Origin of the sequence: Haladaptatus sp. W1, from assembly GCF_001723155.1 — an archaeon.
Taxonomy (GTDB): domain Archaea; phylum Halobacteriota; class Halobacteria; order Halobacteriales; family Haladaptataceae; genus Haladaptatus; species Haladaptatus paucihalophilus.
The window spans coordinates 1-10,457 of the sequence record NZ_MEIH01000273.1; the positions used below are offsets into that span (position 1 = coordinate 1).

General features: G+C 63.4%; 13 protein-coding genes. 6 read left to right on the plus strand and 7 right to left on the minus strand.

Annotation, left to right across the window (positions count from 1 at the left end):
• Positions 1-60: 60 nt before the first annotated feature.
• A complete protein-coding gene (locus tag BG842_RS29875) occupies positions 61-453 on the minus strand; it encodes a hypothetical protein (RefSeq protein WP_069451023.1) in 393 nt (130 codons plus the stop codon).
• Between the two features lie 119 nt (positions 454-572).
• Between BG842_RS29875 and BG842_RS12735 the strand changes: the two genes are divergently transcribed.
• Together BG842_RS12735 and BG842_RS12740 are read left to right on the plus strand one after the other, a co-directional pair.
• Positions 573-953 carry a DUF6498-containing protein gene (locus BG842_RS12735; RefSeq protein WP_069450097.1) on the plus strand — a complete coding sequence of 127 codons (381 nt, stop codon included), beginning with the start codon at positions 573-575 and terminating at the stop codon, positions 951-953.
• Positions 902-1,366: a hypothetical protein gene (locus BG842_RS12740; RefSeq protein WP_254662942.1), complete on the plus strand. Its 465-nt coding sequence runs from the start codon at positions 902-904 to the stop codon at positions 1,364-1,366. Before BG842_RS12735 ends, BG842_RS12740 begins: the two co-directional genes overlap by 52 nt.
• A 301-nt stretch (positions 1,367-1,667) precedes the next feature.
• Here the strand turns inward: BG842_RS12740 and BG842_RS12745 are convergent, their stop codons facing one another.
• A complete protein-coding gene (locus BG842_RS12745; RefSeq protein WP_069451024.1) occupies positions 1,668-3,140 on the minus strand; it encodes an aldehyde dehydrogenase family protein in 1,473 nt (490 codons plus the stop codon).
• Positions 3,141-3,384: 244 nt separating this feature from the next.
• Between BG842_RS12745 and BG842_RS12750 the strand changes: the two genes are divergently transcribed.
• On the plus strand, positions 3,385-3,864 hold the full coding sequence (locus BG842_RS12750) for a DsrE family protein (protein ID WP_069451025.1): 480 nt from the start codon (positions 3,385-3,387) through the stop codon (positions 3,862-3,864).
• 73 nt (positions 3,865-3,937) lie between these two features.
• On the plus strand, positions 3,938-5,206 hold the full coding sequence (locus BG842_RS12755; RefSeq protein WP_069451026.1) for an MBL fold metallo-hydrolase: 1,269 nt from the start codon (positions 3,938-3,940) through the stop codon (positions 5,204-5,206).
• Here BG842_RS12755 and BG842_RS12760 read toward each other — a convergent pair.
• Entirely contained in the window at positions 5,203-6,294 is a 1,092-nt protein-coding gene (locus BG842_RS12760; RefSeq protein WP_069451027.1) for a hypothetical protein, read from the minus strand. The genes BG842_RS12755 and BG842_RS12760 overlap by 4 nt on opposite strands.
• Positions 6,295-6,297: 3 nt before the next feature.
• Positions 6,298-6,837 carry a hypothetical protein gene (locus tag BG842_RS12765; protein ID WP_069451028.1) on the minus strand — a complete coding sequence of 180 codons (540 nt, stop codon included), beginning with the start codon at positions 6,835-6,837 and terminating at the stop codon, positions 6,298-6,300.
• Between the two features lie 224 nt (positions 6,838-7,061).
• On the opposite strand from BG842_RS12765, the gene BG842_RS33140 reads away from it, so the two are divergent.
• A complete protein-coding gene (locus tag BG842_RS33140) occupies positions 7,062-7,601 on the plus strand; it encodes a DUF2249 domain-containing protein (protein WP_069451029.1) in 540 nt (179 codons plus the stop codon).
• Between the two features lie 151 nt (positions 7,602-7,752).
• On the plus strand, positions 7,753-8,202 hold the full coding sequence (locus tag BG842_RS12775; protein WP_083252517.1) for a MoaD/ThiS family protein: 450 nt from the start codon (positions 7,753-7,755) through the stop codon (positions 8,200-8,202).
• Positions 8,203-8,250: 48 nt separating this feature from the next.
• Here BG842_RS12775 and BG842_RS12780 read toward each other — a convergent pair whose 3' ends face one another.
• From BG842_RS12780 to BG842_RS12790, 3 genes are read right to left on the minus strand one after another with little or no spacing between them, the layout of a single operon-like run.
• Positions 8,251-8,880, minus strand: a complete 630-nt coding sequence (locus tag BG842_RS12780; RefSeq protein ID WP_069451030.1) for a helix-turn-helix domain-containing protein — start codon at positions 8,878-8,880, stop codon at positions 8,251-8,253.
• Between the two features lie 60 nt (positions 8,881-8,940).
• On the minus strand, positions 8,941-9,369 hold the full coding sequence (locus tag BG842_RS12785; protein WP_069451031.1) for a Rieske (2Fe-2S) protein: 429 nt from the start codon (positions 9,367-9,369) through the stop codon (positions 8,941-8,943).
• A 54-nt stretch (positions 9,370-9,423) separates the two neighbouring features.
• Complete coding sequence (locus BG842_RS12790) at positions 9,424-10,386, minus strand: oxidoreductase (RefSeq protein ID WP_069451032.1); 963 nt, start codon at positions 10,384-10,386, stop codon at positions 9,424-9,426.
• Positions 10,387-10,457 lie beyond the last annotated feature (71 nt).

The window sequence follows — 10,457 nt, forward strand, 5'->3', positions numbered from 1 at the left end:
CGGCTATTGCGGGCACGATCCACCGATCACCTAGCACGTCTGAAAATGGTCCATGCGGTCTCATCCTGGACGAACACCCCTGGTTTCCCGGTCGTCCCAGAAGTTGTCCAAACCGGATACTTTCCGAGGAAGCCGGTAGTGACGTTCCACATCACCCCCGGGGAGCGAAGCGCGAACACGATACTCGCGGCTCTCGACAACCCCTGTCCGCTGACGTTCGAACGCCGCCTTTCCGTCCGTTGGTGTGTCGAGCGTGAATCGGTTCCGAAACACCGTTTCATCGCTATCCGTCCGCAGCAGTTCGAGCAGGAGGGTGTGGCTTCGGGAGTCGAAGTTCAACAGCGTTACAGTGAGGCGTTTCTCGGAGAACGACAGGGCGGAACAACCCGCAAACGACGTCGCTCCGAGACTCGCGCCGAGTCGAAGGACCTCGCGGCGAGACGGTCGGGGCATCGGTGTTCGATAGCGATTCCGCGGATAATACAGTTGTGAACACTGTTCAATCCACACGGGATTCCGGCGGGGTCGGGAAAACGGAATTTTTAATGTTTTCTGACAAGATTTTTCGCCCGATGGACCGCGATTATCGGGAGGGAGACACTGGCCTCTCCGCGTTCGCGCCGATTTTTCTTTCGAACCTCGTCCCGCTCGGTGGCTTCATCTGGCTCGACTGGCACGTCCGCGAGATGCTGGTCGTCTACTGGCTGGAAATCGTGGTCACGCTCGTGCTGTACAGCGGTGCCGCGCTCTTCGCCGAGCGGCGGGTCGTCTTGGAGGGACGGACGCTGTTTCTCCCCGGCGTCAGCCGAAACGCGGAGTTGGACGAATCGACGTGGGGAACCGACCCGGAAGGAATCCATCTTACGGGATGGTTGCCGCCGATATACCGCCGAAACGTGCGTTGGTCTGGCTGTCGGTGGTGTGGGGACTCGGCTTCTCGGCGCTCCCGCTGATGATATATCCGTCCGCCGTCGAGTCGGCCAGCTCCCCAGCAATCATCGGGTCGGTTCTCGTCATGACCGGCTCGCAACTCGCCACGATACGGCACGAGTTCTTCGGGGAACGAACGTACGAGGAGCTGTCCGTGCACATGGTCCTCGAAATTCCCGGTCGGGTTATCTTTTTCATGGCCGTCTGGGTGATGGCGCTACAGGCGCTCGGCATGCTCTTTCTCCTCGGAGTGTGGGCGATATTCGGGCGTGAGGCGTTCGAAGTCCTGACCGAGAACGCCGTCGAAACCCTCTCCGTGACGGTGCTGGTTCTCAGAAAACTCACCGTCGAGTGGGCGCGGTTCCGGGCGAATCGAGACCCGAACCCCAGCGGGATTGCGAGTTGGTTCACCCCGAAAGACCCGTTGGCGGAGTAGCGAGGAGACCGAACAAGCGAACGAAGTGAGCGATAGGCGCGTCGTATTTTCAGGGAACTATCAATCGTACCGCGAGCGACGAGGCGTGGAGCGCCTCGGAAGCGAGCGGGCCGACGACTGAGCGGGGTGAGGGAGGAGTGTCTTCCTGAACGTAGTGAAGGAAGGCTGGGAAGTCGCATGCCCGCACAGCGTAAGCGAGCAGGAACGTCTTCCGCTGCTTTTGGTCGAGCTTTTACAGGGAACCAGCAGGAATGACGACGGCCGTCGTCATTCCTGGTCGTGACCGTCGTAAAAGGTCGGTTTAGAACGGATACCGTCGCTGGTCGCGCTGCACCGAAATCCACTTCTCCTGCGTGAGTTCCTCGACGATGGCGTCACCGTCGTAGCGGCCGATTCCGGAGCCTTTCACGCCGCCGAAGGGGACGTGGGGTTCCTCGTTGATGGGTTGGTCGTTGATGTGGACCATCCCGGCGTCGATGGCGTCGGCGAAGTCCTGCGCGCGGCCGAGGTCGCCCGCGTGGACCGAGGCGGCGAGGCCGTACTCGGTCGCGTTGGCGAGGGCGATGGCCTCCTCGTCGGAGGAGAACGGGATGACCGGCGCGATGGGACCGAACGTCTCGTTGCACGACGCCGACATGTCGTTGGTCGCGTCGGAGAGGACGGTCGGCTTGACGAACAGACCGTCGTGGTGACCGCCGGTTTCGAGCGTCGCGCCTTCCTCGACCGTCGATTCGATGTAGTCGAGCATCTGGTCGCGCTGGCCCTCGTCGATGATGGGACCGATAACGTTGTCGCGGTCGGTCGGGTCGCCGATGGGGAGCGACTCGGCGCGCTCAGTCAGTTTCTCGACGTACTCGTCGTACACGTCCTCGTGGACGAGGTGGCGGTTGATGGAGATACAGACCTGTCCCTGGTGGAGGAACGACCCGAAGACGGCCGAGTCGATGGCCGCGTCGATGTCGGCGTCTTCGGTGACGACGTGCGGGTTGTTCCCGCCGAGTTCCATCGCGGGGAGCGCGAGGTTTTCGGCCGCGAGGCTGGCGACGTGTTTGCCGACTTCGGTCGAACCGGTGAACGCCATGACGTCGAGTTCGGGGTGGGACGCCATCCGGTCGCCGATTTCCGAGCCTTTGCCGGGGACGACGTTGAGCAGTCCCTCGGGCAGTCCGGCCTCCTCGAAGATTTTGGCGAGGAGCAGGCCGCCGGTGACGGGAGTCGGCGAAGCGGGCTTGAGCACGACCGCGTTGCCGAGCGCCAGCGCGGGCGCGACGGCGCGCATCGAGAGGTTGAACGGGAAGTTCCACGGCGAGATGACGCCGACGACGCCCATCGGGATTCGCTTGACGTGGTTTTCCTTCCCCGGAATCATCGAGTCCTTGATCTCGCCGCCGACGCGGAAGGGGAACTCGGCGGCCTGTTGGGTGATGCCGCGCGCGGTCTGCCACTCCGCGAACGCCTTCATGTTCGCGCTTCCGGACTCCACCGCGAGCGAGTGGAGAATGTCGTTCCGGTGCTCGTCCAGCAAGTCGAGCGCGGACTGGATGACGCCGATTCGCTCGTTCGGCGATTGGTCCGCCCAGTCGGCCTGTGCCTCCGCGGCGGCCTCGTAGGCGCGGTCTACGTCGTCCTCGGTAGCGGCCGGAACGGACGCGATTTGCTCTCGGGTCGCCGGGTTCGTCACGTCGATTTCGTCCCGGTCACCGCCGTCGATCCATTCGCCGTCGATGTAGAGGGCGTTCCAGTCGCCGTCCAAGGTGTAGGCTCTGTCCGACATCACACTGAACTCCGGCCTTCGGCCCGATAAAGGGACAGGAACCGGCGGCGGTGTGGCGTTTTACTCGGGGTCGAAGAACGGATACGTCGGCGCTCGGAGGGAACGTCGTGGAGTCAACCGAAACGACTCGTTTGGACACGACGAAAAGTATCGAAATCATACATAGGGATATATTTTTCCATCGTTTTCAAGAATAAAAACTCAGAACGAGCATTATTGCAACCGAGACCGAAATGAAAAGTGCATGTGGAGAAGAAGCTTCGTTTCGGCCGCCGGTGCGTTCGGTACCCTCCTGTTCGGGAGCGAATCGGTTCGCGGAACCGCCGACCGGTTCGATGAACGGACGGACGCGTGTTCACGGCCGTCCCCGCCGTCGAAGACCGTCATTCACCTATCGAGCGGCGAATCGGCGGCGCAGGAACACGCGCTGTTGAACGCGAAGAACCTGCTCGACGACGAGACCGTTCCGGTCAAAGACCTCGTGTTGCTGGCGAACGGGAAGGGAATCCTCGTCTACACCCCGCCGACGGCCGACAACGAGTTCGCGGACCGCATCGCGTCGCTACAGGAACGGGGCGTCACCTTCCGCGCGTGTGAGAACGCGATGGAGATGCTGGACGTGACCGAAGACGACCTCCTCCCGGGCGTCGAATCCGTCCCCTCCGGTGTCGGCGAACTGGCCCGTCTGCAGGAACTGAACTACGGGTACATCAAGGCCCCGTGACCGCGAGTCGGTGATTCTTTACGGGGCGGTCGAAACCGACGAAGAAAAACGGCTTCGTCCGTTAGACCCCCCAATGAATATCCAGTTTCTCGGCGGGGCGCGCGAGGTGGGCCGGAGCGCGATTCTCGTCAACGACTCCCTCCTCCTCGATTACGGAATGCTGACCGGGAATCCGCCGCAGTATCCGGTCGGCGACGTGAACCCCGATGCCGTGGTCGTCTCTCACGGCCATCTGGATCACGTCGGTATCCTCCCCTCCCTGCTCTCGGGTGACGACCGCCCGCCGATTCACTGGACGCCGCCGACCTACGAACTGACGCGCATCCTCGCGCGGGACACGCTGAAACTGCACGGCGGGAGCTACGACTGCCCGTTCACCGAGGCCGAACTCAAACGGGTGACGCAGGTGTCTGAACCCCACGGCTACCGCGAGTCGTTCGAGGCGGCGGGCCACGAAATCACGTTCTACAACGCGGGCCACATCCCCGGAAGCGCGCACGTGCTGGTGGACGACGGCGAGACGCGACTGCTGTACACCGCCGACTTCCACACCGGCGACCAGCGACTGCTGTCAGGGACGACCGCCCGCCCCGACGCGGACGTGGTACTCTGTGAGAGCACGTACTCGGACGTGGAACACGGCGAGCGGGCCGCGACGGAGCGGGAGTTCGCGGAGAGCGTGAAGACGACGATTTGGGAGGGCGGCACCGTCGTCGTCCCGGCGTTCGCCATCGGCCGAACACAGGAGATGCTTATGGTCTGTGAAGCGCACAACATCGACTGCTACGTCGACGGAATGGGAAAGCAGGTCACGCGGATGCTCCGCCAGCACCCCGAGTTCGTCCGCGACCCCGACGCTCTCCAGCGGGCCATCTCGAACGCGCGATTCGTGACGGGGCGGAACGGCCAGCGCAAGCGAATCGCGCGGAAGAACACCGTCATCGTGACGACTTCGGGGATGCTCTCGGGCGGCCCGGCGATGACGTACATCCCCGAAATCCGCGCCAATCCGGTCAACAAAATCACCATGACGGGCTATCAGGTCGAGGGAACGCCCGGCCGGGACCTGCTCGAAACCGGACGCGGCGAAATCGACGGCCGCGTCATGCCCGTCAGCGCGCAGGTCGAGTCCTACGACTTCTCCGCCCACGCCGACCGGGACGGCCTCCTCGAATTTTTGGATTCCTACCGCGACGCCACGGTGCTGGTCAACCACGGCGACAGGTGCGCGGCGTTCGCCGAGGAGTTACGGGCCGACGGCTACGACGCGAGCGCACCCGAACTCGGAAGTCGGGTCGAAATCGGCGCGGCGTCCGCGCCGACGGAAACGACTCGGGGTTAAATCGTGCGGGACCACCACTTCGACCAGCGGCCGTTCGGTTCCCGCTGCCATCGCTGGTGAACCTTCGGACGGCGGGCCGCTTTCGGCGCGTCTTCGAGACCGAAGACGACGAGTCGCCCGTCCGCCGTTCGGGCGACGTCGAGTCCGGCGCAGCGGACTTTGCCGAATCGCTCCCACAGCGACCAGTCGCCGTTCGGTGACTGCTGTGCCAAACTGTGGAGTCGTCGGCCGGTGATGAACACGACCACCCGACCGGCCGCGTCCCGACCGGCAGCGACGGATTTCGCCTTCGGCCGGTGGAATATCTCGAAATCCTCCGGATAGCTCAGTTCGCTCCACGTCTCCTCCCACTCGGTATCCTCGAACCCGACTTGCCGGATGTGAATCGGAACGTCGTCGTCCCGAACGAGAAACGCCATGAAGCGTCCGTCTTCGTTCTCCCCGACGGCGAGCGAGTGGCCGTTTGCTCGTCCGCGTCGGTGCCAATCGGCCCACTCGTCGCCGTCCGGTTCGAGCTGCCAGCAGTGGTGGACCCCGTACAGGAACTCCTTTTCGGCCTCCGTCAGGCCCGCCCCTTCGTCGGCGTAGTTGAGCAGGAACACCTGCAACCGCTCCTCGGCGTCGCGTTCGACGACGATTTCGTCGCCCGCTCGGTCCCCTCGGGACTCCCAGTCGGTCCACGCGGTCCCGTTTTGCTCCGTCTGTCTCGTGTGGAACGTCCCGATCGTCGGGTCGGTGACGAAGACTTCGAGTCGCCGGTCGCCGTTGGGCGCGACCGCGACCGACCCGCCCGGACGGGGGTCGTCGGCGAGCGGACGCCACCCCTCCCAGTCACCGACCGGGGACTCCGAATCGGCCGTCTCCCGGCGGTTGTGGTACGTCCCGTTCGACGGGTCCGTAACGAACACTTCGAGGCGACCGTCCTCGTTGCGACCGACCGCTATGGACGTTCCTTCGGCCCCGTCCAGTCGCTCCCACTCGGTCCACTCCGTTTCCGACCCCACCTGCCTGCTGGTGTACACCTCGCCGTCGAGGAGGACGAACAGTTCGAACTGACCGTTCTCGTTTCGCTCCGTCGCTATCTTCATGCGTTACTCCTCCGTCTTCGGCAGTCGAACGAGGTCTTCGGGGTTCTGCGAGGCGAACACCACGATGGACCCCTCCTGTCGTTGCTTTTTGAGCAGGTCCTCGCCCATCTCGCGGTCGAGGTCAGCGAATATCTCGATGGCGGTGAGGATGTCCGGTTGTGGAACCCCACGACGAGCGGGCGGCAGTCTGCCGGTCGCCGCGATTTTCTCCTCCAGCATGATTCGCACGTACTCGGCGATATCTATCGTATCGCTCAACTTTTCGTGCCACGACGGCGGATAGATGCTGACGTTCTCCCCCACCCGATAGAGGTTGTTTCCGGGCGTCCACGTCATTGAATCCGTCAGCCGCTCTTCGAGCAGCGCGTGAGTGCGGTCCCTGTCGTAGCCGAGCGCGTCGGCGTAGGCGTCGAGACACTCCATCGAAATCCCCGGTTCCTCCCCGTGATGGTGACGTTCGAGGTACGTCACGAAGTCGTCGATTTGATACTCGCGGTCGCGGAGCGAGAGGTCATCGACCAGTTTCTCATCAACAATGACCATGACACTCAGTTCGACCGACAACTCGATAAAAGTCCGCAGAACCGTTCTGAGAACTCCCAGCTAACCGCTACCGGCACTCGCGTCTGTTTCATCGCCGTGGAGCGGATGAAAGTAGTAGGACACGACAAGGGAGTGAACAGTCGAGGACGTTTATCGGACACACACTAAGAGACGAACATGTTCGGATGAAATCGGATGACGACGGGCAGCGTAGGACGAGTCGTATGACACGAATCGACGTCCGCGACCTGCCACCGTCCGAACGCCACGCGACCATCCACGCGGAATTCGCCGACCTCGACCGCGGCGAGACGCTGGAACTCGTCAACGACCACGAACCGAAGCCGTTCTTCTACGAGTTGCAGGCCGAGGACCCGACGTTCGACGCCGAGAGCTACGAAGCCGAACAGAGAGGACCGGAGGAGTTCGTGGCCCGATTCCCGAAGACGACGGCGAGTTCGGTCGTCCACCTCGACGACCTCGACGAGACGCCGCACGCGGTCGTCTTCCCGGACAGCGAACCAAAGACGGTCCGCCTTCGCTTGGCGGCGGGCGAAAGCGTCCCCGAGCACCAACACCCGGACCGTCAAATCGTCCTCTACCTCGTGTCCGGCGAGATGAAACTCGACGTCGGCGACGAAACGCGGGACATCGAAACGGGAGACGTCGTGCGATTCGACGGCGAGCAGGAGGTCGCACCGCATGCGACGACCGACAGCACGGCACTGCTCGTGCTCGCTCCGCGGGCCACGGATGCCGACTGAGGGACGCGACGACCGACACCGCCGCCCGCTACGACAGACACCGAACGACCGGCCGCGAATCGACCGTTCGTAACCGAGTCACCCCGAAACCGAACGATTCCCGAACATGTTCGCACACGGCTTCTCGGTTCCGGGAGTCGTCTAGTGACGTATGAAGACCGAATCGAACGCAAGAGCGGAATCGGGTGAGAAAGTGGGATCGGATGGGAGAATAGAACCGAGTGAGGAACGATCGACGGCCGAAACTACGGTCGAGGTGCGCTGTACGGGCCACGTCCGGGACGCGGTAGGGTCGCCGGGGCTCACGTTCACCTTCGAGGGGACGACGCTCCGCGAATTCCTGACCGCGTTCTTCGCGGAGTACGACGTCGAGGACATGCTCATCGCCGAGACGGAGGCCGACGCGACGACGCGGGGATGGGCGACGGTCCCCGGGGAACTCCCCGGAACGTGGCGGAAGAACCCGGAGGGAGAGCAAACCCGCGCGTACGCACGAGTGGCCATCAACGGGACCTTCAACGAGCACATCGGCGGGTTGAACACGCGCTTGGAGGACGGGGACCGCGTAGCGCTGATGTATCCGTTCATCTACTGTTGCTGAGCCGAATCGGGATGGGTCGGGTCGGCGGAACGGCGACGGAATACGGGACTACTCGTCGGTACCGACGTACTGCTTGATGACCTTCCCTTCCGCTCGGTGGAGCGTCTCGCTGGCCGTCGATTTGGCGATGTCGGCCATCGCCGCGAGGTCCGTGAGCGTGCAGGTTCGCGGCGAGTCGTAGTAGCCGCACTCGACTGCGGTCGTCAGCAGTTGTCGTTGGCGCTCGGTGAGCAACCGCTCAGAAGCCGTCATTTCACGGACGAACTCAACGTCGAAGGCGATATCGAACAGCTCCAGTTGCGTCCCGAGTGTCGAGAGCCGGTCGTGCGAGGCGGTGACTTCGAGCGTGGCTTCCCCGTCGCGGAAGGTTATCGGCAGTTCGAGCGGAACCCCCGACTCCTGCATCGAGAGGAGGAGAATCGGGTCGGTCGTCTCGAACCGGACGAGCGCCGTCTCCTCGGACGCGCGGAGGGGTTCGACGTCGAGAACGTCGTCGTACGCCGCCATCTCGCGGAGAACCGACGGGATGTCGGTCGAGGTCAGTTCGAGGAGTCCGACGCCGGTCTGCTCGGCCGGAAGCGCCGCCAACACTCGGAACTCCGCGGTCGGGTGGTTCGTCGAAAGGTCACCGACCCAAACGTCCGTCGGAATCGTAATCGTGAGTTTTGCAGTCGCCATCGTCCGTTCCCTCGCTCCGTACGTGGAAATCGATTTTTGAACGTGTCCGAAATCGGGAATCTAAAACGAGAGGTGCGACGACGAACTCGGCATGTCGTCTTCGTCGTCCTCCTCGATACCGCCCCCGTGTGCGAACTCACACGTTCGGTCGGTCAGGTAGACGGCACCGTCGTCCACCGTAACGTCTACTGAAACGAGGGTCGAACCGGCGGCCTTCCCGTTGTCACAGTGGCCGGAACAGCCGTCGAACATGGACCCGTGTTTCGGGCAGATGATGTCCCCGTCGCGCATCGCCGCGCCGAAACCGCGGTCGAGTCGCTGGTCGGTTTCGTGCTGGCAGAAGTTCTTCCACGCGGTAATGCAGTCGTCGCCGTGAACGAGAACGACCTCCTCTTCCGACCCGTCGCGTTCCCGAACCGTGAACAGAAACGAGTCGTTTTCGGGGAGGTTTTCGACCGTCGTCAGGCAGGGTGCGTCGTCCGTCTCCATACGCATCCCGTTCGCGCCTCGACAGTTAAAATAATCCCTCCGTCGGGGAGAACGTCAGTGGCTGACGGACTTCGACCGTCGGAAATCGTAGGTCACGCCGGTCAACTCCTCCGAGGTGTCCCACAGGCGTTCCGCCACCACCTCGTCGTAGGAGCGGTCGCTGGACGATTGGACCGAAGGCGGGCCGCGCATGTTCATCAACCCGTCGGGGCCGACGTACTCGCCGCCCGTGATGCCGTCAGCGGTTGCGGCGTAGAGCATCGGCAGGGCACCGCGTTCGGCGCTCTGGGCGAGGACCGCGTTCGCAATGCGCATCATCCACAGGCGAAGGGTCGAACCCTCCTGCCTCGGGCCGCGACCCTGGAGGTTCGTACTCGCGTAGCCGGGGTGACAGGCGACGCTCGCCACGTCCTCGATACCGGCGTCGCCGAGTCGCCGGTCGAGTTCGTAGGCGAACAGCACGTTCGCCAGTTTGCTCTGGGCGTAAGCGTCCCACTTGTCGTACTCGCGTTCGCCCTGCAAATCGTCGAAGTCCATCTCCCCGTTCTCGTGCAGGCCGCTACTCTGGGTGACGACGCGCGTCTCGCCGTCAGTTTCGAGCAGCGCATCGAGTAGGAGTCCGGTGAGCGCGAAATGTCCGAGGTGATTGACGCCGAACTGCAGTTCGAACCCGTCCGCCGTTTCGTCCCGCGGGACCGCCATCACGCCCGCGTTGTTACAGAGGACGCGCAGGTCGTCGTACTCGGACTCGAAACCGTCCGCGAAAGCGCGAATCGACGACGGGTCCGCGAGGTCGAGTTCGCGCACGTCGAGCGTCGCATCGGGAGCCTCGGTGAGAATTTTCCCCTTCATCGTCTTCGCGTGATTCGTCCGTCGGCAGGCCATGACGACGGACGCTCCCGTTCGGGCGAACGCGCGCGTCACCTCGTAGCCGAGGCCGCTGTTCGCGCCCGTGACGATTACCGTCTCGCCAGTCATGTCCGGCATTCTCTCTGCGGTCCACCCGGAATCGGTCATGGAACCGCCTACGGCCGCCCGGTACAGAAAGTCACCGCCCAACGAGGTGGGACTGGGACCACCTATCCACT

Coding starts and splice junctions, on each gene's coding strand:
- BG842_RS12760 (WP_069451027.1), bottom strand. CDS start 6,294: ATGAAGATAGCGACGGAGCGAAACGAGAACGGTCAGTTCGAACTGTTC.
- BG842_RS12735 (WP_069450097.1), top strand. CDS start 573: ATGGACCGCGATTATCGGGAGGGAGACACTGGCCTCTCCGCGTTCGCG.
- BG842_RS12750 (WP_069451025.1), top strand. CDS start 3,385: ATGTGGAGAAGAAGCTTCGTTTCGGCCGCCGGTGCGTTCGGTACCCTC.
- BG842_RS12780 (WP_069451030.1), bottom strand. CDS start 8,880: ATGGCGACTGCAAAACTCACGATTACGATTCCGACGGACGTTTGGGTC.
- BG842_RS29875 (WP_069451023.1), bottom strand. CDS start 453: ATGCCCCGACCGTCTCGCCGCGAGGTCCTTCGACTCGGCGCGAGTCTC.
- BG842_RS12785 (WP_069451031.1), bottom strand. CDS start 9,369: ATGGAGACGGACGACGCACCCTGCCTGACGACGGTCGAAAACCTCCCC.
- BG842_RS12745 (WP_069451024.1), bottom strand. CDS start 3,140: ATGTCGGACAGAGCCTACACCTTGGACGGCGACTGGAACGCCCTCTAC.
- BG842_RS33140 (WP_069451029.1), top strand. CDS start 7,062: ATGACACGAATCGACGTCCGCGACCTGCCACCGTCCGAACGCCACGCG.
- BG842_RS12775 (WP_083252517.1), top strand. CDS start 7,753: ATGAAGACCGAATCGAACGCAAGAGCGGAATCGGGTGAGAAAGTGGGA.
- BG842_RS12790 (WP_069451032.1), bottom strand. CDS start 10,386: ATGACCGATTCCGGGTGGACCGCAGAGAGAATGCCGGACATGACTGGC.
- BG842_RS12755 (WP_069451026.1), top strand. CDS start 3,938: ATGAATATCCAGTTTCTCGGCGGGGCGCGCGAGGTGGGCCGGAGCGCG.
- BG842_RS12765 (WP_069451028.1), bottom strand. CDS start 6,837: ATGGTCATTGTTGATGAGAAACTGGTCGATGACCTCTCGCTCCGCGAC.